The organism is Acinetobacter sp. YH12201, assembly GCF_013418145.1.
Taxonomy (GTDB): domain Bacteria; phylum Pseudomonadota; class Gammaproteobacteria; order Pseudomonadales; family Moraxellaceae; genus Acinetobacter.
The window spans coordinates 22,041-46,588 of record NZ_VPCP01000016.1; the positions used below are offsets into that span (position 1 = coordinate 22,041).

A 24,548-nucleotide genomic window follows, 5' to 3' on the forward strand; every position below is an offset into this window, starting at 1 on the left:
ATATCTCATCATTTAAAAATCTTCAGCAATTTTATAGCGCTATTAAATATTAAAAAACTTTTGCTTGAGGAAAACTTTGTATCAAAGTTTTGAGATCACGTTGACTGATTTAACAATGTTCTAAGCAATGGGCTGAACAGCGGGTTGGGTTCGACAGTTCTATATAGTTTTCTTTTAGTTCCATTGTTCCACCAGGCCTTGTAGTGAGTTGACAGCCTCAGCAATTGCTTCTGCCTGTTTGACATCATCCAGACCGATGATCAAAGTATTTGAAAGCTGTAGTTTTTCAATACAACGAATCGTTTCAATTTTACGTTTTTGATCTGCCATGTTGAGCTTCCTCATACTGAATGTTTTTGAATGCTGTTCAGCATAGCGGCATTCTTTTAATTTATAAAAACGAATATTTTTGTAAAAATTATCTAAAAATACGATTTAAGCCTTAAATAGCGAAAGTACAGTTCTGAGTTTTTAAAAATTTAAGTCTGCAATAAAAAAAGGAGCATATAGAGCTCCCTTTTTTATTTTTAGAGATCAGTCTTGTGCATCAATGCTTTGACCATTCAAATGCAGGCTGTCATCCCCCATTAAATAGAGGTAAGCCGGCATAATGCTTTCCGGTGTCGCCAAGGTTTTTGGATCTTCCTCAGGATAAGCCTTGGCACGCATGGCGGTACGGGTGGCACCCGGATTGATGCAGTTAAAACGCACATTCGGATAGACATTTTCTTTGGCAAAAATCTGGTTCACTGCTTCAATGGCAATTTTGGATACTGAATAAGCGCCCCAACGTTCCCGTGCTTCACGTCCGACACCGGAACTGGCAAATACCACCGAAGCATGCTCGGACTTTGCCAGTAAGGGCAGCAGTTCCTGGGTCAAAATAAAGGGAGCACGCAGATTCACAGCCATCACATCATCCCAGACATCTACCGGGTAATGCGCCAGTTCGGTACGCTCTCCCAGAATCCCGGCATTGTGCAAAATGCCGTCTAGGCGACCGAACTGTTGCGTTAAAGTATCGACCAGTAACTCATAGTCACGAGGAGAGGCACTGGAGAGCTGCAAAGGCAGAATAGCCGGTTGTGGTGCACCCAGGCTTTCAATTTCATCATAGATGACTTCAAGCTTGTTTAGGGTACGTCCATGCAGCACTACAGTGGCACCATGCAGGGCATAGCTTATTGCAGCCGCACGGCCAATACCATCGCCCGCACCTGTAATCAGGATAATGCGATCTTTTAACAGATCGGGGCGAGGCTGATATTCTGAATATTTCATTGCATACCTCCTCGTTTATATTGTTATGTCGTTATGAAATGAGTGAATGATGATCTTGTTTTACGCCGACTAGTTGATTAATCACTTGATGTAATTCTGCAACTGTCTTCACTATACAATCCGCCTGCCATGCTGTTAAGTTATCTTTGTGTTGCAATGGTAAATAGCCATAGCCTGCCAGAATGGTGTACATATTGGCATTGCGGCCTGCATCAATGTCACGCGGATGGTCACCCACATAAATACAATCTTCAGGTCGTACCTGAATTTGCTTGGCCGCCAGATACATCGGTTCCGGATCGGGTTTGGTGTTGCTGACATCTTCCGGGCAAACCAGAACCGCACAGCGTTCGGTCAGATTGAGTGCCTGAAGCAGGGACTCACTGAGCCAGCGAGGCTTGTTGGTGACAATGCCCCAAGGAATATCCTGACTTTCCAGTTGTTCTAGCAAGGAATGCATGCCTTCGAACAGATCGGTCTCTACCGCAATATCTTCACCATACAAATCCAAAAAGCGCTGGCGATGGGCGAGGAATACCGGATCTTCCACTTCCAGTTCCGGATAGACCAGTTTCACCATGGCCCGTGCACCTTCAGAGACCTGGGTACGAATTAAATCCGCGGCCACGATGTCACAGGGTTTGTCGCGGCACATGTCCTGAATAATGCGAATAAAGTCAGCCGCAGTGTCAATTAAGGTGCCATCCAGGTCAAACAGTACAGCTTTCATCAGGCACCTTCTTTTACCGTATAAACCATATAGTTCACATCGACATTTGGTGCCAGCCAGTAACGTTTGGTCAGCGGGTTGTAATGCAGGCCGGTCATGTCTTTCAGTTTCAGATTTGCTGCCCGGATATCATGCGCCAGCTCGGAAGGCTTGATAAACTTGCTGTAATCATGGGTGCCTTTAGCGAGCATACGCAGAACGTATTCCGCGCCAATAATGGCAAACAGATAAGACTTTGGATTACGGTTAATGGTCGAGAAGAACACATGGCCGCCCGGTTTGACCAGGGTTTGGCAGGCCTGAATAATTGATGCCGGATTTGGAACATGCTCCAGCATTTCCATACAGGTCACCACATCATATTGTCCGGCCTGTTCCTGGGCCAACTGTTCTACCGGAACCTGGCGATATTCAATATTCTGCACGCCTTCCTGTTCGGCATGAATGCGGGCTACATTTAATGGCGCTTCACCCATGTCGATACCCAAAACATTGGCTCCACGACGCGCCATGCTTTCCGACAGAATACCGCCACCACAACCGACATCGAGCACTTTTTTACCGCTGAGACCGCCAGCATGCTCATCAATCCAGTTTAAACGCAGCGGATTGATCATATGCAAGGGGCGGAACTCAGAATGCTGATCCCACCATATGGCAGCGAATGCTTCAAATTTGGCAATTTCTTGTGGATCAACATTCAATTGCGACATCGGTATCACCTCAATCAAGTCATTATAATTTAAAAAAGTTACAGAAGCTTAGTGTAGCGTTAATTCTAAAAAAAGCGATAAATGCCGTAAAAAAGTTCACAGAATGAAAACGAATTCGGCATAATTGATTTATAGTGATCGCATAAATTAAGCATAACGATTTAGAGGACAATAAGGTCAATGAAAAAATTTCTTTTAGGTAGTGTAGCAACGGCTATTTTTGCCTTATCCGGTACTGCAATGGCAGCCAATTTTGTTGCAGGTAAAGATTACACCGTGGTGGCCAATCCGGTTAAGGTTGAAGTTCCTGGAAAAATTGAAGTGCGTGAATTCTTCTGGTATGGCTGCCCGCATTGCTATCGCTTAGAGCCGCATATGCAGACCTGGCTGAAAAAATTACCTAAAGATGTGCGTTTCGTGCGTACTCCGGCGGCAATGAATCCTGTCTGGGAGCAGGGCGCGCGTGGCTATTATGTGTCTGAAGCATTAGGCGTTCGTAAGAAAACTCACTTGCCTTTATTCCATGCCATTCATGCAGGTGGCCAGCAGATTTTTGATCAAAAATCCCAAGCCAAGTTCTTTGTAAAATATGGCGTGCCTGAAGCCAAATTCAACAGCATGTTTAATTCATTTGTTATTACTTCAAAAATAGCGCAAGCCAAACAGTTGGCACAGCAATATCAACTCAGTGGTGTGCCTGCGGTTGTGGTCAATGGTAAATATGTGGTGCAAGGTGAAGATGCCAAAGTCACGCAAGTGCTCAGCTATCTGGTAGAAAAAGAGCGTAAAGCCAAATAAGCAACAGGTTCTAAAAAAACCGCCATCATGGCGGTTTTTTTACATCTGGTCGTTATTCAATTATGAAGAGACCGAATCTTTGGAAGGGTCCCAGTTGGAGATGCCACGGAAAATCAAATGCACTTGAGTCATGGTTTGCAGCTTAAACTGTTTTTGTTGTTCTATACGTTCTTCAGCCTGATATTTCCGGCTAATGTCCATCCAGGTCATGGCCCAGGTAAAAGACAAGTTAATTAAAATATTAGAAAATACTTGCAGGTCTTGGGTATTACCAATGTGCTGCATGGCCTCAATTTGACCCAAATCATTAGCCAGGTCTTCAATTAAAAAATTAATTTCCCGGGCAATCGCCTGGCGAATCACTTCTGATCCACCCCAGCGTTCGGCAATCATAAATACCCACGGTTCAGGATGATGTTCAACTGCCTGAAAAAACAGGTCTAGGCTGATTTGGGTTTCGGTATCTGGCTGATAGATATAGGCTTGTCCCAGCTGATGAAAAATACCTTTTAAATGCAGGGCAACCTGATCAACCAGTTCTAGTCCCAGCTCATTCATGTCCTGAAAATGACGGTAGAATGCCGTTGGTACCAAACCGACATGGCGTGCAATTTCACGCAAACTGATGCTGCTGAAAGAGCGTCCAGACGTGTTTAACGCCAGCGCGGCATCCAAAAGTGCCTGGCGGCTCTGCTGTTTACGCTCATCCCGTATCGACATGCGACTACCCTAAAAAATGCTGCATGAAGTCTATCAAAAAAAAACAAATTAAACGACGAATGTCAGTGAACTGATGTTGACTGAATTAAAAAATGATTATAGTGTACATGTGTTCACTATAAGAACACCTGTTCACTCAAATAAATAGCCAGCAATAAAAGAGGAACGTCATATGAGTCATGTCATGCAATATCAGCCACAATGGATTCGAGAAGATTTCGTCGATTTTATTGCTGAAAAAATCAATCCAGTTTGGGCATGGAAAAAAGTCAAAGCCAGTATTGTCGATGTACAGATGCTGAGTTCAGACTTTTATCAGATCGAGTTGCAGCCGAATCATAATTTTTGTGCTGATGCTTTTTATGCCGGACAAAGTATTTTAGTGACTGTGGTGATTGCAGGTGTGCGTGAGCAACGCAGTTATTCCGTTGTCAAAATCACTGCCAACGGTAACGTGGTGATTGCCGTGAAACGTCAGGGCAAAGTCTCCAATGCTTTAACCCGTTTGGCTGTGGGCAGTGTGGTGGAAATTTCCCAGGTGCAGGGTGATTTCACATTAAGTTCATCTCAACAACCTATTCTGTTGTTAGCTTCAGGCAGTGGTATCACTGCAATTTATTCTTTATTGCAACAGGCCATCCGTCAACAAGTCAGTCAGATTGACCTGATCTATTTCGCGCGTGATGATGCGTTCCATAGCGAATTGCAGCAATTGGCCGAGCAGCATCCGCAGTTTCAATATCATCATTTTAATACTCTGGCACAGAAGCAACATTTAACCGCGGAACTGCTTGAAAGTACCATTTCAGATTTTAAGCAACGTCAAAGTTATGCCTGTGGTACCAAGAGCATGATGCAAAGCCTGAACCAGATTTATCAACAATTCGGCATTGCCGATCAACTCAAACAGGAATATTTCCAGGTGGTGGTCGATGAAAATGCGGCAGTACAACCGGTAATTTTCTTACGCGCTCAACAAGAGTTTGAAGCCAAAACCAATTTGCTGGAAAGTGCCGAACAGGCGGGATTGAGACCCGCACATGGCTGCCGTATGGGCATCTGCAATACCTGTACCTGTACCAAAGTCAGTGGTTCAACCAAAAACCTGCTCACTGGTGAAATCGACCACGATAGCAATACCCAGATTAAATTGTGTATTAGCCAGGCCGTAAGTCCGGTCACTATTAACCTGTAAGCATCAAAATTTTAAAAAACTTTCAGTGATTGATCCCGTTTTGAAACAAGCCATGCTGGATGATCACTCAGGAGAAAAACAATGAATATGTCAGTGAAATTTCCAGAAAACAGTAAATCTAAATATTTAACTGCTGAACAAATTGCCGAATTTGGTGAAAAAGTGGATGCCATTCGCCGCGAAATTATGGACAGCATTGGCGAAAAAGATGCCCAATACATTTATAAAATCCGCGATTTTGTCCGTTATAGCGAAATTGCATCGCGTGGCATGTTGATGTTCGGCGGCTGGATTCCACCAGTCTGGTTATTGGGTACAGGCTTGTTGGGTATTTCCAAAATCGTTGAAAATATGGAACTGGGCCATAATGTGATGCATGGTCAGTTTGACTGGCTGAACGATCCGACTTTAAATGGTGCCAATTATGACTGGGACACCATGGCAACAGGCGATGACTGGAAACATACGCATAACTATATCCATCACACCTATACCAATATTGTCGGTAAAGACCATGATGTTGGCTATGGCCTGATTCGGGTCAGTGAAGCACAAAAATGGGAACCGCGCTTTTTATTCAATATTCCTTTAGCTATTCAGCTTATGGTGTTTTTTGAATGGTATGTGGGCGTACAGAATTTACATCTGGAAGATGCGATTGCCTATAAAACCAAAACATGGAAAGAGGTGTGGAAAGAGTCGGCAAAATTCCGCAAAAAAGCCACCCGTCAGATTGCCAAAGACTATGTGTTTTTTCCATTAATTGCGGGTCTGAATGCACTGCCGGTATTTGCCGGAAATGCAGTGGCGAATGTTATTCGTAGCCTCTGGGCATCCGCAGTGATTTTTAATGGACATTTCACTGAAGATGCCGAAACCTTTGAACCGGACAATACGGCCACTGAAACGCGTGCTGAATGGTATTTACGTCAAATTCGCGGATCGAGTAATTTTAGCGGCACAGAATGGCTGCATATTTTGAGTGGTAATTTGAGTCATCAAATTGAACACCATTTATTCCCTGATATGCCAGCGAACCGTTATGCTGAAGCTGCACCAAAAATCCGTGCCTTATGTGCAGAGTATGGCATTCACTATAATGAAGCCAGTTTCATGAAACAGTTTGCTAGCGTCTGGGTACGTTTGGCTAAATGTTCATTGCCAAATTCATGGACTTCAACCCTTGAACAATCCAAACAGAAATTAAAAAACTTATTGAGCTTTTAAACTTCACTAACAAGCTTAAGGATATGCAGGGTGGGGAGTGAATTTCATGCAAGCTTAAATGGATGCGTCCGGGCTTGATGGTTTTTGCCAATAGAGAATCTCTTGGCAAAACCTGAGAGCATGCTTCTGTTATACTAGGCCGCAATGAATTTTAGCCGAAATTAAGGACTCATTATGCGTATCGACCAACGTACATTAGATCAATTACGTGACGTAAAAATTACCCGTAACTATACACGTTATGCGGAAGGTTCAGTGTTGATTGAATTTGGTCATACAAAAGTTCTTTGTACTGCAAGTATTGATAATTCAGTACCGCGTTTCTTGAAAGGTAAGGGACAGGGTTGGGTGACTGCGGAATACGGCATGTTGCCACGTTCTACCCATACCCGTAGTGACCGTGAAGCGGCGCGTGGTAAACAAAGTGGCCGTACTCAGGAAATCCAGCGTCTGATTGGTCGTAGCCTGCGTGCCATGGTGGACTTGAAAAAACTGGGTGAAAATACCATTACCATCGACTGTGATGTGATTCAGGCGGATGGTGGTACACGTACAGCATCCATTACTGGTGCAGCAGTGGCTTTAGTCGATGCCATGAATGTATTGCTTGAAACCAAGAAAATTAAACACGATCCGTTGAAAGGTCTGGTGGCTGCGATTTCTGTCGGCATGTATCAAGACAAAGCCTTGCTAGATTTGTGTTATGAAGAAGATTCAAACTGCCAAACTGATTTAAACGTAGTGATGACTCAAGCAGGCGAGTTTATCGAGCTGCAGGGGACTGCTGAAGACAAGCCATTTACCCGTGCACAATGTAACGAAATGCTTGAATTGGCAGAAAAAGGCATCCAAGAACTCATTAAAAAACAGCAAGAAGCTTTAGGCTGGTAAGTTGTTAATTTAACAATCTAAACAATAAAAAACGCACCCATCGGTGCGTTTTTTATTGACTCAATTTTTATTGAATTGAGTAGGGGCGATCAAGCATTAAAACGCATGGATAAATCCACTGCTTTCACATCTTTGGTTAACACACCCATTGAAATATAATCCACACCTGAGCTTGCCACTTCACGTAAGTTTGCGATGGTAATGTTACCTGATGCTTCCAGCTTGCAACGACCGGCAACATGCTTCACCGCATCAATCATTTGCTGCTGGCTGAAGTTATCCAGCATCACGATATCCGCTTTTGCTTCTAAAGCCTGGTTTAGTTCATCCCAGGTTTCCACTTCAACTTCCACCGGTTTACCCGGTGCAATGTTATGTGCCTTGCTAATCGCCTGCGCAATACCGCCTGCTGCCATAATATGGTTTTCTTTAATCAAAAAGGCATCAAACAAACCCAGGCGATGGTTCTGACCGCCACCAATCGCCACGGCATATTTTTGTGCAATACGTAAGCCCGGCAAGGTTTTACGGGTATCTAATAATTTGGTATTTAAGCCTTCCAGTTCTTTAACATATAAAGCAGTTTTGGTCGCAACTGCAGAAAGTGTTTGCACAAAGTTAAGGGCAGGGCGTTCCACCGTCAGCAGGCTGCGTGCAGAACCGGCCAGTTTTAAAAAGGCTTCATTGGCTTGTACGCGGTCGCCATCATTTTTTAGCCAGGTGACCTGTACCTTTGGATCATAAGCCTGAATCAGTGCATTGACCCAAGGCTGACCGGCCAGCACCATGTCTTCACGGCTAATAATTGTTGCTGTCGCCTGTTCATCTTCAGGAGTTAATAAAGCAGTGATATCACCTTCGCCAATATCTTCTTGTAATGCTTGTTGAATGTTGATTTGGATCGATTGTTCAAGCAAGGATTGAGATATGCTCATAAGGATTCCCGTATCTTTTTTAACCCATGAAAATTGCGCGTTATTTTAGCACTGTTCATTTAAAAGAAATGTTTTTTTCCAGCGATTTTAGCTGCGGAATTTGAGATTTTAAGTTTAAAGTTTTAGGATTGCGCTAAAATCATCAGCTTATGCGAACAGGACTCAGGATTGGACTATGCAACAGGCCCCCTTTTTTCAGGTCATCGACGGTCAGTTAATCGGTGCCAGGCAAGTACCTTCCCCAAATTATAATCAACGTCCCGAACACACCGAAATTCAACTGGTTGTGGTGCATAACATCAGTCTGCCGCCGTCACAATTTGGTGGGAGATATATTGAACAGTTTTTTCAGAACCAGCTGGACTGGTCAGAGCATCCTTATTTTCAAAGCATTGAGGGCATGCAGGTTTCTGCCCATCTGCTGATTTTACGCAGTGGTGAAGTGCTGCAATTTGTCAATTTTAATGATCGGGCCTGGCATGCCGGACGTTCGACTTACCTGGGCAAAAAAGAATGTAATGACTATTCTATTGGCATTGAACTGGAAGGCAGTGATGATTTGCCTTTTGATGATGTGCAATATGCAGTGCTGGCGCAAGTGACGGCTGCATTGCAAGCGGCTTATCCCAAAATTTTACAACATTTGGCCGGTCACTCGGATATTGCGCCTGGACGTAAAACCGATCCGGGCCCATTTTTTGACTGGGTCAAATTCAGAACTTTATTGCAGCAGCATAAAATCCATCAATAATAAGTGGGCTTTATGATTAAACAACGAAACTCCATGTGGAGTTTCATTACAATAGCGACTTAATTTTTTCACTGGGTGGTTACGATGGCGCTTTGGCGATCGACCTTTATTGTTAGTACAATGACCATGTTGTCTCGGGTGCTGGGCTTAGTCCGAGATGTGGTGTTGCTGAATGTGTTTGGTGCAGGTAAAGATTTCGATACCTTTGTAGTGGCCTTTCGTATTCCGAACTTTTTCAGGCGCTTATTTGCCGAAGGTGCATTTTCACAGGCTTTTATCCCGGTTTTAACCGAATATAAAACCACCAAAACCCATGCCGAAGTACAAATCCTGATTAGCCGGGTGTTTGGCTGTCTGGCCACCTTTATGACCAGCCTGACCTTTATTGCCATGGTGGCAGCACCTGCGGTGCTGTATATCTATGCGCCCGGTTTCCATGATGACCCGGAAAAATTTGCCCTGGCGACGGATATGTTTCGTCTGACCATTCCTTATCTGCTGTTTATGTCTTTAACGGCTTTTGCCAGCAGTATTCTGAACAGTTATGGGTCTTTTTCAACCCCGGCATTTTCGCCTGTACTATTGAATATCACCATGATTGCAGGCGCATGGTGGCTAACGCCCTATATGGCCGAACCGATTATGGCACTCGGCTGGGCGGTGGTGATTGCCGGTATTTTACAGCTGGTCATTCAGATTCCAGAGCTGTGGCGTAAAAAACTACTGATTCCACCTAAAGTGGATTTCAAACATGAAGGTGTGGAACGCATCATGAAATTGATGCTTCCAGCACTGTTTGGTGTTTCGGTTACCCAGATTAATCTATTGCTCAACACAATTTGGGCATCGTTCATGCAGGATGGTTCGGTATCGTGGTTATACAGTGCCGAGCGGATGACGGAATTGCCTTTGGGGTTGATCGGTGTGGCGATTGGTACCGTGATTTTACCTTCACTGTCTGCACGTCATGCCGAACAGGATCAGGTCAAGTTCCGTGGCATGATTGACTGGGCCGCAAAAGTGATCATGCTGGTCGGTATTCCTGCCAGCATCGCCTTATTTATGCTGTCTACTCCAATTATTCAGGCCTTGTTCCAGCATGGGCAATTTACCTTGCAAGATACTGAAATGACTGCGCTGGCCCTGCAATGTATGAGTGCCGGGGTAATTTCCTTCATGCTGATTAAAGTCTTTGCCCCGGGCTTTTATGCCCAGCAAGATACCCGCACACCTGTGCGTGTTGGCTTGATGGCTGTGGCAGCCAATGCCATTTTAAACGTGGTGTTTATTAGTTTCTTTAAACTGATTGATTGGCATGCAGAGCATATGGCCTTGGCCCTGGCTTCTTCAGGTTCGGCCTTGGTCAATGCCGGTATGCTGTATTTTTATCTGCATAAACGCAATATTTTCCGCTTTGCCGGACACTGGAAAAAGCTGTTCCTGCAATATGCAGTGGCGAATGCCGCGATGATTGCTGCACTGTGGTATGGATTGAGTTGGTACAATGGAGATGTATCACAATGGATGCGTATACTGGAAGTGATTGGTTTATGTGTCGCTGGTGTGGTGGCTTATGCGATTGGTTTATTGGTCACCGGCTTTAGACCACGCCATTTACGACCTTAATTTTTATCTTAAAACTCTACACGGTGAGATAAGTTAGATAAAAAGATATTTAATTTTTGATTCGGTTCTTTTGCTAGGTAGATAATAGAAAGCTGAATAAAAAATCGGATATGAAAAAAGAGCCTGAATAGGCTCTTTTTTTTGATCAAGTGAGATATTTTAAGTGGAGTTCATTCAACTAAACTCTTCCCCTGGAGAGGAAGCCGATGATTGCTAAAATAACGGCAACCACGAGTAAAATAACCGCAAAATCTTTAGATAATCCTGCGACGCCAGCAAAACCTAGTAGACTTGCAATCAGTGCAATCACTGCAAAAATAATCGCCCAACGGAACATAAGCTTTCTCCATGTGTTGTTATTTTCAAAGTAGATTCAGTATAGGGGCGGAAAATTTCCAGCAGTGTTATGCTTATGTTTAAAAAATGTTCAGTTTGACGGCAAATCGATGATTTAAAGTAATAATCACGTTTATGGACTGTAATCATGCACAGGTTATAATAGGCTTCATTTGCTAATTTTTGCCTTGCTATGACCGAATCCTTACGCCCACAATTTTGGAAAGAATATGCTCTAACTGAACTTAATCCTGCCGAATGGGAAGCATTATGCGATGGTTGCGGTCTCTGCTGTTTAATCAAATTAGAAGATGAAGAACTGCAAGAAGTCGCTTATACCAAGGTGGCTTGCAAACTTTTAGACTGCAAAACTGCACGTTGTAGTAATTATGAGCAGCGACTTGACCATGTGCCGGATTGTATTCAACTCACACCAGAAAAATTAGCCACTATTCATTGGCTGCCGCCGAGCTGTGCTTATCGCCGTTTAAAAGAAGGTAAGAGTCTACCTGCCTGGCATTATTTAAATACAGGAACACGTGACAGTGTGATCAAGGCGCGCAAATCGGCAGCAGGCCGTTGTATTTCCGAAACAGAAGTCAATGAAGATGATCTTGAGGAATATATTGTGCGTTGGGTGCGTTAATTTCCTGTTCATCATATAATTTTTGGCTGAAAAAATTTGCAAATTTCATCCTCACCCCGACCTGATACAGCGATTTTTTTGTAAATCGGCTCATTTGAAATGCGCGATATTAAAATTACATAGTAGACTTAGTTTAAGTACAGTAAAGAAATAACAAGATGTCTGAGAGCCATATTCCACTCCCTGAACGACTTCGTCCGCGTGATTTGTCCGAAATTATCGGGCAAGATCATTTATTGGGAGCAGGTGCCCCCTTACGTCAAATGATTGATCAGGGCCATTTACCTTCCATCATTTTTTGGGGGCCACCAGGCGTTGGAAAAACCACCATTGCTTTGCTTTTGGCTCAAGCCGTGGATCGGCCCTTTATCAGTTTATCGGCGCTCAATACCGGAGTAAAAGAACTGCGTGAAGTGATTGCCGAAAGTGGCGATTTATTGACCCCGGTCGTGTTTATTGATGAAATTCACCGTTTTAACAAGTCACAGCAAGATGCCTTATTGAATGCAGTAGAAAAAGGCAAAATTACCTTAATTGGAGCAACCACAGAAAATCCCTCTTTTGAAGTGAACAATGCCTTGTTATCGCGTTGTCAGGTGTATACCTTAAATGCGCTGGATGATGAGTCAATTCGAACTTTATTGAATAATGCCATACAGCAGGATGCCTTTTTAAAAGAGCGTTATATCCAAATTGAAGAATACGAAGCATTACTGCAATTTGCGGCTGGAGATGCACGTAAGGCGCTTAATCTTCTAGATTTAATTGCCAGTACTTTTGAACCGGAACTGGAAAATATCATCACCAATGCCATTGTGGTCAAGGTGGCGCAGCAGAATATTGCCCGTTATGACAAATCGGGTGAGCAGCACTATGACCTGGTCTCTGCCTTTATTAAATCCATCCGCGGCAGTGATCCGGATGCAGCGCTGTACTGGATGGCGCGCATGCTAAAAGGCGGCGAAGATCCGGTGTTTATTGCCCGTCGTATGCTGATTGCCGCTTCGGAAGATATTGGCAATTCCAATCCGAATGCCTTGCTTCTGGCAGGCGAATGTTTCCGTTCGGTACAGGCTGTGGGCATGCCGGAGTGTCGTATTATTCTCGGTCAATGTGCAGTGTATTTGGCGACCAGTGCCAAAAGTAACAGCACTTATCTTGCTATTAATAAGGCACTCGACCTGGCTGAAAAAACTGCAAACTTGCCTGTGCCGCTACATTTACGCAATGCACCAACCAAGCTCATGAAAGAGCAGGGCTATGGTGTGAATTATCTCTATCCGCATAATTATCCAGAGCATTTCGTTCTGCAAGAGTATATGCCACCTGAATTAAAAGGCACCAAGCTATACGAATCTGCACGGAACAAGCGCGAAGTGGAAGGAGAAAAACTGCAACAGCGTCGCTGGATGCAACAGCAACAACAGCAATAACAGTCAAGATGATTCCAGGCGCTGAGGCATTTTCTTTCATGCTAAGTTTTTTCAGATGAAAAAATGTAAAAAAAAGCCCAATCCATAGGACGGATTGGGCTGAAAATAGGATGTCTTAGGGGAGATACATCCTAGAGGGTAAACTAAAAATTTTGGTCGGTCAGCAGGAGCTTATAAAGTCATTGACTTCAACTTCTTGCTGCCCGGTATATAAGATATATTAAGTAAAAAAACCAATATTGTAAAAACGATCATTTTTATTAATTAAATCTGTTTTTTCGATTTTTGGAGATATAAAAAACCGGGCTGTTTAGCCCGGTTTTTGAAATTCGATGAACGAATTAGATATCAGAAAGGTCGATACCTAAACGTGCAGCAACTTCTTCATAAGCTTCAACAACACCGCCTAAACCTTGACGGAAACGGTCTTTGTCGAGTTTTTTCTTGGTGTCTTTGTCCCATAGACGGCAACCGTCTGGAGAGAATTCATCACCCAGTACGATACGGTCGTGGAATACACCGAATTCAAGTTTGAAGTCTACAAGTAACATGTTACCTGCATCGAACAAGCCTTTAAGCACTTCGTTCACTTTGTAAGTGAGTTCTTTCATCTGTGCCAACTGTTCAGCAGTTGCCCAACCTAAAGCAATCGCTTGAGATTCGTTCACCATTGGATCGCCAAGCGCATCATCTTTGAAGAACAATTCGAAAGTAGGTGGAACCAGTTCTTTACCTTCTTCTACGCCTAAACGACGGCATAAAGAACCGGCAGCATAGTTACGGATTACACATTCAACTGGAACCATTTTCAATTTTTTCACTAAAACTTCAGTTGGAGAAAGAAGTTTTTCAAAGTGAGTTTCAATGCCAGCAGCAGCCAATTTTTCCATGATGAAGGCGTTAAAACGGTTGTTCACCTTGCCTTTACGATCCAGCTGTTCGATTTTTTCGCCGTTAAATGCAGAAGCATCGTCACGGAAAACTAGGATAAGGTGATCTGCACTATCTGTTTCATAAACAGATTTCGCTTTACCAGTATAGAGCAAGGTTTGTTTCAACATGGGGGAACCTTTTTCAAAAAAAAATGCCTAGTACGACTAGGCTGGCCAATTTTGGTAAATCTGGGTTAACAGTTCTGCAGCTTTTTCTTGGTCTGCAAAGCTGTTATCGGCATTGAATACAGCTAAGTTGTTACTTGTGCCTACAGAGGTCAGTCTTAATACATAAATCTGCTGGTCAATCTTAATGGTTACTTCGTAACGATTTTTACTTTGACCAACAATGCTATGGTTGAGGCTACTGAGGGTGGCAAGTGTGTACTGCCAGATTGTAGCAGAATTTCCGTCTATTTTGAGCAGTGGATTTTGGTTTCCATCACGAACCAGCTGTGGACGACCGATATTTGTGCTGTCTTGTTGAGCATCGGCAGCGCTATTGCTTTGCGCCTTGTCGGGACGGGGTAGAGCAAAGCGGTTACCGTGCTTGTTTTCAAGCTTGGGTGCATGCTCAATCGCCAGCGGGTCAATTGTTGGGGCAGGATACAACGGCGTTGCCGGTCGAACCATTGAACCTTCCGGATATTTCACAGGTTCAAGGGTTGTTGTATTTTTATAGTCCAGTGAACCATTGCTGATTCCCATGGAACTACAACCCGCTAAACTGAATGCCGAAAGTGCAAGGGTTAAACCGAAACGTAATTGCATAGTGTTGTGCTCTTTATTTAATGACACCCGCAGCGCTGAGTGCTTCACGCAACGGGGTACGATATTGTTCTGCAAGAGGAGTTAATGGTAAGCGAATACCGGTACCAATTAAGCCCATTTCATGGAGTGCCCATTTCACAGGAATTGGGTTAGATTCACAAAATAAAATATTGTGTAAATTTGCAACTTTATTATTTAAAGCTTCAGCACCTGCTGCATCACCTGCGAGTGCTGCAGCACAGATCAGGCTCATTTCCTTCGGTGCGACATTGGCAGTGACAGAAATGTTGCCTTTAGCGCCAAGTCCCATTAATTGGTATGCAGTCGCATCATCGCCAGAATAAACCGTCATGTCTTTGCCGGCTAATCCTTCGATGAGTTCTTTCCCACGCGCTACATCCCCAGTGGCATCTTTAATACCGACAATTTGCGGAATATCGGCCAGACGGATCACGGTTTCGTTAAGCATGTCCACGCCGGTACGTCCTGGGACGTTATACAGAATTTGAGGCAAATCAACAGCTTCAGCAATCGCTTTGTAGTGCTGATATAAACCTTCCTGTGTAGGCTTGTTGTAATAAGGCGTAACCAGTAATGCGGCATCTGCACCGAGCTCTTTTGCTTCTCTGGTGAGCTCAATGGCTTCATGAGTCGAGTTTGCACCGGTACCGGCAATAATAGGAATGCGTTTGTTGGCTACACGGATGATTTCTTTAATCACGCGGGTATGTTCAGCCATGCTTAGAGTCGATGCTTCACCTGTGGTCCCTACAGCCACAATACTGTTGGTGCCTTGTTCTATATGCCACTCAACCAGCTTTTCTAGACCCTTCCAATCTACGCTGCCATCTTCAAACATCGGGGTGACGATTGCGACAATTGAACCTTGAATGATCTGTGCTTGCTGAGTCATTTTAAAAAATTATCCTATTTGGCCATCCAACTGGGGTAGAAAAACAGAGATGTGGATGGTTACGTATTTTGATTTATAGCAAATTCAAGCCAATTGAATAATGCTTATGCAAATTATGAACGAACAAGCGGTGAAGAACAATATGCTTTAGTCAAACCATCTAAAAACTTTATGAAAAGCAAGTGAAAAACAGCACAAATATAACCAGGGTAATTTTTTTAAATGGATGTGTCCTGAAATTCTAATCTGTTTTTAATCCTTTAAGATCAATTTTTTGACTGTGAAAATGCTTACTTTGATTTTAAAAAACTGCGCTGGGCCCAATCAACTCAATAATTCCGGGTAAAAACATCAGAATTTAAGATTTAATAAGAATCAGTATAGACTTTAAAGCTATATGAACCAGACAGTTAATCTATCAAAATGATCATTAAAAACTAGAAGAATAATTAATAAAAACTATTACTCCATTTTGACTTTTTTCGCACAGGATGATTTTTAGAATCGAATTTATCAAGATCATGTGAATTTTTCTTGTACGGATTAAGCGGATTAAGTGTTTTTGCGACTATGTGTATTTGGTACTGAAAAACTTTAAATATCCAGTATTTTTGTTAATAAACTGTAAATTATTCAACTTATTGGTAGTTAATTATGCTGCCAGTCTCATAGATGATTGCGACTTTATTATGAACAACGCTGATTGAAACAAGGATATTCCAATGGAAAAATCAGATAACAAGCACGCGGTCATCACAGTAGCGATCTGTTTTCTGATCGCGGTGATCGAGGGCCTGGATATTCAGGCCGCAGGTATTGCAGCCGCGGGTATTCGTGAGCATTTTGGTCTTGACAGCTCGCAATTGGGTGTGTTTTTCAGTGCAGGGATTTTAGGCTTACTGCCTGGTGCACTGGTCGGCGGTCGATTTGCAGATCGTATTGGTCGTAAGAAAGTCCTGATCTGGTCGACAGCAGTGTTTGCCGCATTTACTTTATGTACAGTTTGGGTAAACAGCTTTAACACGTTGCTGGCTGTGCGTTTCCTGGCGGGTGCCGGTCTGGGTGGTGCCATGCCAATTCTGATCACGCTGGCTTCTGAAGCTGTATCGCCAAAAAACCGTGGTCGTGCCGTGGGCCTGATGTACTGTGGTATGCCGGTCGGTGCTGCGATTCTGTCGTTAATTGCCGCAACTGAATTCGGTGCCAACTGGAAGAATGTATTCTACCTGGGCGGTTTATTACCGATTTTCGTGATTCCACTGATGATGCTGTTCCTGCCTGAGTCGAAAGAATACCTGAAAGTACAGAACAAAACTGCAGCTGAACTTGCCGCTGCTCCACAAGGTTCATTCAAGGATCTGTTTAACTCGAATAACCTGTTACGTACCCTGTGCATCTGGGTCAGCTACTTCTTCACGCTGATGGTGGTTTACATCATGCTGAGCTGGTTACCATCATTGTTTATGGAGCTGGGCTTCACCCGCAAAGACGGTTCAACTGCACAGTTCTACTTTATGGTTACTGCAACGATTGGTACTGTAATTTTGGGTATGTTGACCGACCGCTGGAAAAAAGCCTACGTGATTGTGTTGATGTACGGTGGTATTTTGGCAGGCCTATTGGCATTGAACGGTGCAAGCTCGCTGAGCCAGATGTATATGGCTGCAGCATTGGCAGGTGCCTTCGTGATTGGCTGTCAGGGCGTACTGTATGCTTTCGGTAGTATCGTGTATCCGACCGAAGTACGTGGTACTGGTGTAGGTGTTGCTTCTGCAGTAGGCCGTATCGGTGCAATGCTTGGCCCTGTGATTGCAGGTCAGTTACTGACTGCAGGCTTTGGTGCAGCAGGCGTTATTACCGCAGCGATTCCATGTATCATTATCTCTGCAGTATGTATGCTGATCCTGGTGAACCGCACCAAGGTGTAATACTGAAAAGATTAAAAAAAGCCTGCAAATGCAGGCTTTTTTAATGCTCAGAATTTAAAAAATCATCATGGTATTGATAGGGGGAATTTTCTGTTTTTGCTTATCATTTGCGATGCAATCAAAGCGATTTCCTAATTTATTAGGCATTGCAAAATAATACAGATATGGAACTGATTGCAAGATTAATCCGAATGAACAGTCATTCTATTTTTATCGCTAGCGCTAAAAATCCTCTACTATTTTGCGCTATGCTTGGGCGTAAATTGATATTTCAAGGGATGAAAATAATGCAGAATGCGGCTTTGATTGTGGTGGATGTGCAACGAGGATTTACGCCGGGAGGCAATTTGGCTGTGGCCAATGCTGATCAGATTATTCCGAACATCAACCAGTGGGGGCTGCATTTTGACAATATTGTGATTACCCAGGATTGGCATCCAGAAAATCACATTTCCTTTGCCGAGAATCATTCTGGTAAAACACCTTTTGAGATGATTCAGCTGGATTATGGCTCGCAAGTCCTGTGGCCAAGCCATTGTGTGCAAGGCACTGCTGATGCAGAACTTCATCCAGATCTGCATTTACCGACTGCCCAACTGGTCATCCGCAAGGGCGCGCATGCCCATATCGACAGCTATTCAGCTTTTCTGGAAGCAGATCAAAAAACCACAACCGGTTTGGCTGGCTATTTAAAAGAACGTGGCATTGATACGGTTTTTATTGTCGGCATTGCCACAGATTTTTGTGTGGCTTGGACCGCAATAGATGCCTGTAAACTGGGCTTTAAAAGCTATGTGATTTCCGATGCCACCAAAGGTATCGATTTACACGGGTCATTACAGCATGCCTGGCAAGATATGCTCGCGGCAGGGGTCAAGCGTATTTTGATGAAGGATATTGTTCAACGCCATATCTCCTAAAAAACAGGATCAAGCTGAAAAAGTTGCTGTTTTGCTGAATAGATATGGTACAACCTGCTCTCCAGATCAGAACAGCATAAATATTGGATGTATTGTATGTCTGCTTTTTTGCGCTTTACCCAATGTATTCAGAAAACCTTTGCCCTGTGGGTAGTGCTATTTGCCGCTATTGCTTTAATTTTCCCGGAAGCCTTTGTCTGGCTTAAAGCCTATATTACCTGGATGCTCGGAATTATCATGTTCGGTATGGGCATGATCATGACCGTGGATGATTTTAAAGGGGTAGTGCAAAGTCCCAAAGCTGTGGGGATTGGTGTGGTCGCACAATTTGTGGTGATGCCGGGACTGGCTTATGGCTTATGCCAGCTGTTTCAGTTGCCCCCTGAAATTGCCATCGGGGTAATTCTGGTCGGCTGTTGCCCGGGCGGCACAGCATCCAACGTGATTACCTATATGGCCAAAGGCAATACTGCGTTATCGGTTGCCTGTACTTCGGTTTCGACTCTTTTAGCACCTGTATTAACTCCGGCAATTTTTTATCTTCTGGCCAGCCAGTGGATTGAGATTAATGCCTTGTCGATGCTGGGTTCGATTCTGCAAGTGGTATTGTTTCCGATTATTCTGGGTTTAACGATTCGGGCGGTACTGAAGTCAAAAGTGGACTCTTATATTCAGGTGATGCCCTTGATTTCAGTGCTGGCGATTGTGGCCATTGTGGCAGCAATTATTGCAGGAAGTAAGACACAAATTTTACAATCTGGTTTATTGATTCTAGAGGTTGTGGCTTTGCACAATGGTCTGGGCTATCTGCTGGGTTTCTGGGCAAGCCGTTTGTTTAAATTACCTTATGCAGACTGTAAAGCCGTTGCGGTAGAAGTCGGCATGCAAAACTCGGGTTTAGGCGTGGCTTTAGCAGCAGTGCATTTTGCTGCCTCACCACTAACTGCGGTGCCGAGTGCCATTTTTAGTTTATGGCATAATATTTCAGGTCCAGCATTAGCGAGTTATTGGGCAAGCAGGACAGATAAAATAGAAGAATGATCAAGATATCTCTGTTGAGCACAGTTGTACTTCAGCACAGAATCCTAGAGATAAAAAAACCGAGCAGTTCAGCTCGGTTTTTTATCTCTTAAGTTTAAGAGGCCTTGGATTGTTTGGCTTTTAAAATTTCGGTTCTAAAGGTTTGTGCCAGTTCCGCCACTTCGCTGTCCATCCCGTTCATCATAAAGGCATGACGGGTCAGTACATTGGTTGGATTCGGCAGGCTAACCAGCTGGTAACAATCCGAGATCTGCTTTAGAAACTCATTGGGTAAGTGAATAGCACTTTCCTTGGCAGTCAATTGTTGTACCAGACGTTCTGCTGCCTGGACAGGGCTGAGCTGCATGGCCTCAACGTGGCTGGAAATGGCACTGCGGGTCTGCAACACAAAACGTTTTTCTTCACGATAACGTTTGTACAGCACATCGGACAAGAGCTGGAACACGGTACTGATCATCACCAGGCAAGGCACTGCATTTGGTGTTTCTACCGTCATGCTAATGGTTGCGCCATGTTCATCAAATTTATGCACCGTGGTGATGTCTGAACTGTTTAACTTGTAGTGTTGCACACAGAGTTCAGTGGCTTTATTCAGGAAAATCTGGCATAGATTGAAATAGGGGATGGAAACGGTTTTATTGACCGAATCCATCAGCTGTTTAGGGTCATAAAACTGGATATTTAAGGCAATACACTTGTCATCCAGTACCACAGGTTTCGATTCTTTGATTTTAGCTTTGGCCTGAGCATTGTTCTGTGCCTGGGCAATCGCGACTGCGGCATTGTGCTGTTCTTGTTCCAAAGCCTGAGTCAGGGTTTGGATTTCATGTTTGAGGCGTGATTCATTATTGATACGTGCCAGATATTCGGTACGGCTTGGGCGGGCAATGGCACGGTAGGCCAACCATAACAAGCCATGAATCAGCAGCGATAATAAAATCGCCAGCCATTGGGTACGTAAAATTTCTCCAATACTGGGTTGAATGAGGGTAATTTCAATACTGCCCACTTTCTTTTCATTTTGCAGTGCTTCACGAACAAACACTTCACCTTGGCGTGTTTTGGTTAAACCACCTGTTGCCAGTACCTGATTGTTCGCATCCAAAATACGGATAGAAGCCACACTCGGGTTGGTGGCATAACGGTCGGCCAGTAAAGCCAATGACACCGTATTGGCCGGTTCCAGCTCGGACAGGCTGTCTGTGACCAGTTGTGAGGTCATCAGCTGTCCCTGACTGGCGCGGTTAGCATTCAGCTGATGCGTCGTCGCAAGTACCAGTAAAAAGGTGTGAAAAGCAAAACTTACAATCAGTAGGCTAGCAAATAGCCCTTGTCTAGGCGCATTCAACGTAAACTTCCAAGGCATTTATGTTCAAATTCGATTATGATTCTAGCAATAGTTGTAGCTCAGATCCGAGTCAATTCATGCGAGAAATCATTCTTATATCATTTTTGGGACCCGACCAGCCTAATCAATTTACACGATTAATGCAGGTATTGTCCGTACATTCGTTACAAATTTTGGACGTTGGACAAGCCGTCATCCACAACCAACTGACTTTAGGTATTGTTGTTTCGTCAGATGACCAAACTGCTACAGCATTAGCCATGAAGGAGATTCTGATTCTAGCACATGATATTGGCTTAACAGTGCGCTTTAAACCAATCTCTACATCAGAATATGATCAATGGGTGAGTGAAGGTGGGCAGACCCGTTATATCGTGACGGCACTGGCACCTGAATTGACCGCCTCACATTTGCAGGCCGTGACCCAGATCGTCTCTAACCAGGGTTTTAATATTGAAACCGTGACCCGTTTGTCGGGCCGCCCAGAGCGCAATGGCACAGTTGAAGGACCAAAACGCTCTTGCGTACAATTTGGCCTCAAAGGACAAATGCTCGATGCCACTGCCATGCGTGCCGCCTGCTTGCGTTTATCCAGTGAACTGAGTGTTGATGTTGCGGTTCAGGAAGATAATGCTTACCGTCGTAATCGCCGTCTGGTCTGCTTCGATATGGACTCGACCCTGATTGAACAGGAAGTGATTGATGAGTTGGCCATTGAAGCCGGTGTTGGTGAACAAGTGGCTGAAATCACTGAACGTGCCATGCAAGGTGAACTGGACTTCCAGCAAAGTTTCCGCGCCCGTGTCGCTTTGCTCAAAGGTATGGATGCCTCTGTTTTACCCAAAATTGCTGAACGTCTGACCGTGACTGAAGGGGCAGAGCGCCTGATTTCAACCTTGAAAGCGTTGGGCTATAGAACTGCAATTCTTTCCGGTGGTTTCCAGTATTTTGCCGAATATCTGCAAGAAAAATTGGGGATTGATGAAGTCCATGCCAATATTCTGGATGTAGAAGATGGCGTGGTCACAGGTGAAGTCAAGGGTCATATTGTGGATGGCGCTCGCAAAGCCTTGTTGCTACGTGAATTGGCAGACAAAATGGATATTTCACTGGAGCAGGCCATTGCCGTGGGCGATGGTGCCAATGACTTGCCAATGTTGTCGATTGCCGGTTTAGGGGTGGCTTTCCGCGCCAAACCTCTGGTTCGCCAGAATGCCAATCAGGCGATTTCAAGTGTGGGTCTGGATGGGGTGTTATATCTTCTAGGTGTACATGATAAAGACCTGAGTCGTGCCTAATGGTTCAGTCTAACGGTGGATGTTATTGACAAAACGCGACATTGATGTCGCGTTTTTTTGTGGTCAAAATAGTGAAATTACGATGAACGGTTGGCTTAAATTGCCGATCAAAACACCAATCTATCCATTGATAGAAAATATTTTTTTAATGCTTTTAATGCATTATTTTTTTTTGTAATGACACGGCAAGTCCGAGCCCATCTTATTTCCAGAAAAAGTTAAAAATAAAAAAATGTAATGACAAAATAATATTGCGACAAGGTATGTCGCTTGTTGAAAATACAAGACTTTTTTTCTTCAAAAAACTCCGCATAATGCTTGCATAGAAATTGATATAAATATATTTCAGCATTTATTCACGCTATCGGGGATTTGATTTAGACCCATATAAAAGTGTCAACATCCTTTATAGGACGGAGGTTTTTATGGTTACAGCGAATTTAGCAACCATCATAGGCTTAAGCTTGATTGCCGCTGCTTTGATAGCTGTTTTCTTCTCGCCTTATCGTCGTTTGTTAAGCTTTATGTTTGCAGGTATGCTGTTTTGGGGCTTGATTGAAGCCATTCGCTTTAGTACTCAACTGGCGTTTGATTTACCGATGGGATACAGCTACCTGACGGCGTTAATGTCGGTCATGGGGATTTTAACCCTGCTGTTAATCCGCGAAGATCGTCGTGCAGAACGCGCTTTAGCCAAACGTCGCTATATTGAACATACACCAGTCTATGATGATGAGCAGCAACACTACTCAAGCCGTTAATTTGAAAAACTGATAATCAATAAAAAAAGATGTGCTGCGGCACATCTTTTTTTATTGATTATTGTTATACAAAGCCTTACTTCAAAAAACCCAACTTATGGTAGGATAAGTCGTCAATTTTCCAACAATTACAATAGGCTTAAATGTCATGAAACTATCTTCGATTCCTGTCGTAAAATTACCACTGGTCGATGTAAGCACGGATCCGCTTGATTTGTTAGTTGCGGGCTTAGCTTTGCGTATGAAACAGTTGGCGCGTACCAGTCCAAAATTTATTGAACTGGTTCATGAACGTCAATTCCGTATCCAAATTGGCACTGATCTGGGCTTTGCACGTCAAATTATTGTAAATAATGGGCAAATTGACACAGTAGCAGGCGATGCAGAAAAAGCGGACTTCATTTTGCAGTTCGCAGACAGTGAACAGGGCGTAAAAACCTTAATGAAAGGTGATCCAAGCGCTTTCATGACCGGCATGCAAAATGGCACGATTAAAATGGAAGGCGATTTTGGCCTTTTGGTCTGGTTTAATAAGGTTGCCAAACTGATTCCGCCAAAATTACCAAAACCGGTACAAGAAAAAGTGAAACTGGTACGTTCATTTATTCGTGAAAAGACTGGTAAATAATTAAGATTAATTGAAAAATATAGTTTTCCTATTAATAATACCCCCCGCTTATATAGGGGGTATTTTTATGAAGAAAATTTTAACAGCTTCAGTAATTGCAGCGTCAATGACTTTTACTGGTTGTGCGAGTATTTTTTCTGGTTCAACACAGACTTTGACTTTTAAATCAGTACCAGAGTCAGCCAACATCACTATTACAAATAAATCAGGTGAAAAGATTCATACTGGCTCGACTCCTGCTACTGTGACTTTAAAACGTGGTAATGGTTTCTTTAAACCAGCAGGATATGAAGTTGCTTTCTCAAAAGAAGGTTTCCAAACTAAAAAAATTCAAGTAACTGCAAGTGTAAATGGCTGGTATATAGGTAATATTATCTTTGGTGGTTTACTTGGTCTTCTGATTATTGATCCAGCTACTGGAGCAATGTATACATTGTCTCCAAAAGATGTAAATGCAGTTTTAGAAACTCAACAATCAGCAAAAGTTAAAGGTCAGCAATCATTAACAGTGATGTTAGTTCAAGACATTCCTACAGATGTGATGGACCGCGCAAAATATCTTACAACTCTTTAATTAGAATAAAAAAGCCCTCAATCGAGGTAATGCCAGTCAGTTAAGAAATTGACTGGCATTTTCTTGGGTATTTCTGTGGTTTTAGCTTCACAACCCTGGGACAATTTCTTTTCCTTCTCTCCGGCAAGATATACATCCTTGCTTGTTCCAAC

26 protein-coding genes are annotated in these 24,548 nt (G+C 43.5%); 15 read left to right on the forward strand and 11 right to left on the reverse strand.

The features are described from left to right. Window positions 1-174 precede the first annotated feature (174 nt). From FTU91_RS05220 to ubiG, 4 genes are all read right to left on the reverse strand, one after another. Window positions 175-330 (reverse strand): hypothetical protein, encoded by a 156-nt coding sequence (locus FTU91_RS05220; protein ID WP_180044009.1) that lies wholly within the window; start codon window positions 328-330, stop codon window positions 175-177. A 204-nt stretch (window positions 331-534) separates the two neighbouring features. Beyond that, window positions 535-1,281: a YciK family oxidoreductase gene (locus tag FTU91_RS05225; protein ID WP_086196593.1), complete on the reverse strand. Its 747-nt coding sequence runs from the start codon at window positions 1,279-1,281 to the stop codon at window positions 535-537. A gap of 31 nt (window positions 1,282-1,312) precedes the next feature. After that, window positions 1,313-2,011 carry an HAD family hydrolase gene (locus FTU91_RS05230; protein WP_180043141.1) on the reverse strand — a complete coding sequence of 233 codons (699 nt, stop codon included), beginning with the start codon at window positions 2,009-2,011 and terminating at the stop codon, window positions 1,313-1,315. Next, window positions 2,011-2,724: a bifunctional 2-polyprenyl-6-hydroxyphenol methylase/3-demethylubiquinol 3-O-methyltransferase UbiG gene (gene ubiG, locus FTU91_RS05235; RefSeq protein ID WP_166170527.1), complete on the reverse strand. Its 714-nt coding sequence runs from the start codon at window positions 2,722-2,724 to the stop codon at window positions 2,011-2,013. Before ubiG ends, FTU91_RS05230 begins: the two co-directional genes overlap by 1 nt. A 180-nt stretch (window positions 2,725-2,904) precedes the next feature. On the opposite strand from ubiG, the gene FTU91_RS05240 reads away from it, so the two are divergent. Continuing rightward, on the forward strand, window positions 2,905-3,522 hold the full coding sequence (locus FTU91_RS05240; protein ID WP_180043142.1) for a thiol:disulfide interchange protein DsbA/DsbL: 618 nt from the start codon (window positions 2,905-2,907) through the stop codon (window positions 3,520-3,522). Between the two features lie 60 nt (window positions 3,523-3,582). Here FTU91_RS05240 and FTU91_RS05245 read toward each other — a convergent pair whose 3' ends face one another. Next, entirely contained in the window at window positions 3,583-4,242 is a 660-nt protein-coding gene (locus tag FTU91_RS05245) for a TetR family transcriptional regulator (RefSeq protein ID WP_180043143.1), read from the reverse strand. Window positions 4,243-4,414: 172 nt separating this feature from the next. Between FTU91_RS05245 and FTU91_RS05250 the strand changes: the two genes are divergently transcribed. The 3 genes from FTU91_RS05250 to rph all read left to right on the forward strand — a co-directional run bounded on the left by FTU91_RS05250 (window position 4,415) and on the right by rph (window position 7,555). Then, entirely contained in the window at window positions 4,415-5,437 is a 1,023-nt protein-coding gene (locus tag FTU91_RS05250) for a ferredoxin reductase (protein ID WP_180081280.1), read from the forward strand. Between the two features lie 87 nt (window positions 5,438-5,524). Continuing rightward, on the forward strand, window positions 5,525-6,664 hold the full coding sequence (locus FTU91_RS05255; protein ID WP_180043172.1) for an acyl-CoA desaturase: 1,140 nt from the start codon (window positions 5,525-5,527) through the stop codon (window positions 6,662-6,664). Between the two features lie 174 nt (window positions 6,665-6,838). After that, window positions 6,839-7,555, forward strand: coding sequence for a ribonuclease PH (gene rph, locus FTU91_RS05260; RefSeq protein WP_166170535.1), 717 nt, complete (start codon window positions 6,839-6,841; stop codon window positions 7,553-7,555). 89 nt (window positions 7,556-7,644) lie between these two features. On the opposite strand, the gene nadC is transcribed toward rph, so the two are convergent. Next, window positions 7,645-8,490 carry a carboxylating nicotinate-nucleotide diphosphorylase gene (nadC, locus tag FTU91_RS05265; RefSeq protein ID WP_180043145.1) on the reverse strand — a complete coding sequence of 282 codons (846 nt, stop codon included), beginning with the start codon at window positions 8,488-8,490 and terminating at the stop codon, window positions 7,645-7,647. A 175-nt stretch (window positions 8,491-8,665) separates the two neighbouring features. Between nadC and ampD the strand changes: the two genes are divergently transcribed. Beyond that, window positions 8,666-9,241: a 1,6-anhydro-N-acetylmuramyl-L-alanine amidase AmpD gene (gene ampD, locus FTU91_RS05270; RefSeq protein ID WP_180043146.1), complete on the forward strand. Its 576-nt coding sequence runs from the start codon at window positions 8,666-8,668 to the stop codon at window positions 9,239-9,241. Between the two features lie 75 nt (window positions 9,242-9,316). Next, window positions 9,317-10,867, forward strand: coding sequence for a murein biosynthesis integral membrane protein MurJ (gene murJ, locus FTU91_RS05275; RefSeq protein ID WP_180081282.1), 1,551 nt, complete (start codon window positions 9,317-9,319; stop codon window positions 10,865-10,867). A 178-nt stretch (window positions 10,868-11,045) separates the two neighbouring features. Here the strand turns inward: murJ and FTU91_RS05280 are convergent, their stop codons facing one another. Next, entirely contained in the window at window positions 11,046-11,204 is a 159-nt protein-coding gene (locus FTU91_RS05280; RefSeq protein WP_180043148.1) for a DUF1328 domain-containing protein, read from the reverse strand. Window positions 11,205-11,396: 192 nt separating this feature from the next. Here FTU91_RS05280 and FTU91_RS05285 point away from each other — a divergent pair, with 192 nt between their 5' ends. Then, on the forward strand, window positions 11,397-11,849 hold the full coding sequence (locus FTU91_RS05285; RefSeq protein WP_086196582.1) for a YcgN family cysteine cluster protein: 453 nt from the start codon (window positions 11,397-11,399) through the stop codon (window positions 11,847-11,849). 158 nt (window positions 11,850-12,007) lie between these two features. After that, window positions 12,008-13,282: a replication-associated recombination protein A gene (locus FTU91_RS05290; protein WP_180043149.1), complete on the forward strand. Its 1,275-nt coding sequence runs from the start codon at window positions 12,008-12,010 to the stop codon at window positions 13,280-13,282. A gap of 341 nt (window positions 13,283-13,623) precedes the next feature. Here FTU91_RS05290 and purC read toward each other — a convergent pair whose 3' ends face one another. From purC to dapA, 3 genes are read right to left on the reverse strand one after another with little or no spacing between them, the layout of a single operon-like run. Beyond that, complete coding sequence (gene purC / locus FTU91_RS05295) at window positions 13,624-14,343, reverse strand: phosphoribosylaminoimidazolesuccinocarboxamide synthase (protein WP_086196580.1); 720 nt, start codon at window positions 14,341-14,343, stop codon at window positions 13,624-13,626. 36 nt (window positions 14,344-14,379) lie between these two features. Continuing rightward, window positions 14,380-14,985: a lipoprotein-34 precursor (NlpB) gene (locus FTU91_RS05300; protein ID WP_180043150.1), complete on the reverse strand. Its 606-nt coding sequence runs from the start codon at window positions 14,983-14,985 to the stop codon at window positions 14,380-14,382. Between the two features lie 13 nt (window positions 14,986-14,998). Next, window positions 14,999-15,898 (reverse strand): 4-hydroxy-tetrahydrodipicolinate synthase, encoded by a 900-nt coding sequence (gene dapA / locus FTU91_RS05305; protein ID WP_180081284.1) that lies wholly within the window; start codon window positions 15,896-15,898, stop codon window positions 14,999-15,001. 722 nt (window positions 15,899-16,620) lie between these two features. On the opposite strand from dapA, the gene mhpT reads away from it, so the two are divergent. The 3 genes from mhpT (at window position 16,621) to FTU91_RS05320 (ending at window position 19,787) form a co-directional block, all read left to right on the forward strand. Continuing rightward, window positions 16,621-17,826 carry a 3-(3-hydroxy-phenyl)propionate transporter MhpT gene (mhpT, locus tag FTU91_RS05310; RefSeq protein WP_180043151.1) on the forward strand — a complete coding sequence of 402 codons (1,206 nt, stop codon included), beginning with the start codon at window positions 16,621-16,623 and terminating at the stop codon, window positions 17,824-17,826. A 284-nt stretch (window positions 17,827-18,110) separates the two neighbouring features. Beyond that, window positions 18,111-18,746 carry a bifunctional nicotinamidase/pyrazinamidase gene (pncA, locus tag FTU91_RS05315; RefSeq protein ID WP_180081287.1) on the forward strand — a complete coding sequence of 212 codons (636 nt, stop codon included), beginning with the start codon at window positions 18,111-18,113 and terminating at the stop codon, window positions 18,744-18,746. Between the two features lie 96 nt (window positions 18,747-18,842). Further along, window positions 18,843-19,787 carry a bile acid:sodium symporter family protein gene (locus FTU91_RS05320; protein ID WP_180043152.1) on the forward strand — a complete coding sequence of 315 codons (945 nt, stop codon included), beginning with the start codon at window positions 18,843-18,845 and terminating at the stop codon, window positions 19,785-19,787. Window positions 19,788-19,881: 94 nt separating this feature from the next. Here the strand turns inward: FTU91_RS05320 and FTU91_RS05325 are convergent, their stop codons facing one another. Further along, a complete protein-coding gene (locus FTU91_RS05325) occupies window positions 19,882-21,135 on the reverse strand; it encodes a hypothetical protein (protein WP_180043174.1) in 1,254 nt (417 codons plus the stop codon). A 77-nt stretch (window positions 21,136-21,212) separates the two neighbouring features. Between FTU91_RS05325 and serB the strand changes: the two genes are divergently transcribed. From serB to FTU91_RS05345, 4 genes are all read left to right on the forward strand, one after another. Continuing rightward, on the forward strand, window positions 21,213-22,433 hold the full coding sequence (gene serB / locus FTU91_RS05330; protein ID WP_180043153.1) for a phosphoserine phosphatase SerB: 1,221 nt from the start codon (window positions 21,213-21,215) through the stop codon (window positions 22,431-22,433). A 425-nt stretch (window positions 22,434-22,858) separates the two neighbouring features. Beyond that, on the forward strand, window positions 22,859-23,194 hold the full coding sequence (gene aciT / locus FTU91_RS05335) for an AciT family ciprofloxacin tolerance protein (RefSeq protein ID WP_086196574.1): 336 nt from the start codon (window positions 22,859-22,861) through the stop codon (window positions 23,192-23,194). A 148-nt stretch (window positions 23,195-23,342) separates the two neighbouring features. After that, window positions 23,343-23,822, forward strand: a complete 480-nt coding sequence (locus FTU91_RS05340) for an SCP2 sterol-binding domain-containing protein (RefSeq protein WP_180043154.1) — start codon at window positions 23,343-23,345, stop codon at window positions 23,820-23,822. A gap of 67 nt (window positions 23,823-23,889) precedes the next feature. After that, window positions 23,890-24,396: a hypothetical protein gene (locus FTU91_RS05345; protein ID WP_180081286.1), complete on the forward strand. Its 507-nt coding sequence runs from the start codon at window positions 23,890-23,892 to the stop codon at window positions 24,394-24,396. Window positions 24,397-24,548: the final 152 nt, after the last annotated feature.

Excerpts from the sequence above, each read along its gene's own strand:
- FTU91_RS05220 (WP_180044009.1), bottom strand. The coding sequence starts at position 330 with ATGGCAGATCAAAAACGTAAAATTGAAACGATTCGTTGTATTGAAAAA.
- FTU91_RS05225 (WP_086196593.1), bottom strand. The coding sequence starts at position 1,281 with ATGAAATATTCAGAATATCAGCCTCGCCCCGATCTGTTAAAAGATCGC.
- FTU91_RS05230 (WP_180043141.1), bottom strand. The coding sequence starts at position 2,011 with ATGAAAGCTGTACTGTTTGACCTGGATGGCACCTTAATTGACACTGCG.
- ubiG (WP_166170527.1), bottom strand. The coding sequence starts at position 2,724 with ATGTCGCAATTGAATGTTGATCCACAAGAAATTGCCAAATTTGAAGCA.
- FTU91_RS05240 (WP_180043142.1), top strand. The coding sequence starts at position 2,905 with ATGAAAAAATTTCTTTTAGGTAGTGTAGCAACGGCTATTTTTGCCTTA.
- FTU91_RS05245 (WP_180043143.1), bottom strand. The coding sequence starts at position 4,242 with ATGTCGATACGGGATGAGCGTAAACAGCAGAGCCGCCAGGCACTTTTG.
- FTU91_RS05250 (WP_180081280.1), top strand. The coding sequence starts at position 4,415 with ATGAGTCATGTCATGCAATATCAGCCACAATGGATTCGAGAAGATTTC.
- FTU91_RS05255 (WP_180043172.1), top strand. The coding sequence starts at position 5,525 with ATGTCAGTGAAATTTCCAGAAAACAGTAAATCTAAATATTTAACTGCT.
- rph (WP_166170535.1), top strand. The coding sequence starts at position 6,839 with ATGCGTATCGACCAACGTACATTAGATCAATTACGTGACGTAAAAATT.
- nadC (WP_180043145.1), bottom strand. The coding sequence starts at position 8,490 with ATGAGCATATCTCAATCCTTGCTTGAACAATCGATCCAAATCAACATT.
- ampD (WP_180043146.1), top strand. The coding sequence starts at position 8,666 with ATGCAACAGGCCCCCTTTTTTCAGGTCATCGACGGTCAGTTAATCGGT.
- FTU91_RS05280 (WP_180043148.1), bottom strand. The coding sequence starts at position 11,204 with ATGTTCCGTTGGGCGATTATTTTTGCAGTGATTGCACTGATTGCAAGT.
- FTU91_RS05285 (WP_086196582.1), top strand. The coding sequence starts at position 11,397 with ATGACCGAATCCTTACGCCCACAATTTTGGAAAGAATATGCTCTAACT.
- FTU91_RS05290 (WP_180043149.1), top strand. The coding sequence starts at position 12,008 with ATGTCTGAGAGCCATATTCCACTCCCTGAACGACTTCGTCCGCGTGAT.
- purC (WP_086196580.1), bottom strand. The coding sequence starts at position 14,343 with ATGTTGAAACAAACCTTGCTCTATACTGGTAAAGCGAAATCTGTTTAT.
- FTU91_RS05300 (WP_180043150.1), bottom strand. The coding sequence starts at position 14,985 with ATGCAATTACGTTTCGGTTTAACCCTTGCACTTTCGGCATTCAGTTTA.
- dapA (WP_180081284.1), bottom strand. The coding sequence starts at position 15,898 with ATGACTCAGCAAGCACAGATCATTCAAGGTTCAATTGTCGCAATCGTC.
- mhpT (WP_180043151.1), top strand. The coding sequence starts at position 16,621 with ATGGAAAAATCAGATAACAAGCACGCGGTCATCACAGTAGCGATCTGT.
- FTU91_RS05320 (WP_180043152.1), top strand. The coding sequence starts at position 18,843 with ATGTCTGCTTTTTTGCGCTTTACCCAATGTATTCAGAAAACCTTTGCC.
- serB (WP_180043153.1), top strand. The coding sequence starts at position 21,213 with ATGCGAGAAATCATTCTTATATCATTTTTGGGACCCGACCAGCCTAAT.
- aciT (WP_086196574.1), top strand. The coding sequence starts at position 22,859 with ATGGTTACAGCGAATTTAGCAACCATCATAGGCTTAAGCTTGATTGCC.
- FTU91_RS05340 (WP_180043154.1), top strand. The coding sequence starts at position 23,343 with ATGAAACTATCTTCGATTCCTGTCGTAAAATTACCACTGGTCGATGTA.
- FTU91_RS05345 (WP_180081286.1), top strand. The coding sequence starts at position 23,890 with ATGAAGAAAATTTTAACAGCTTCAGTAATTGCAGCGTCAATGACTTTT.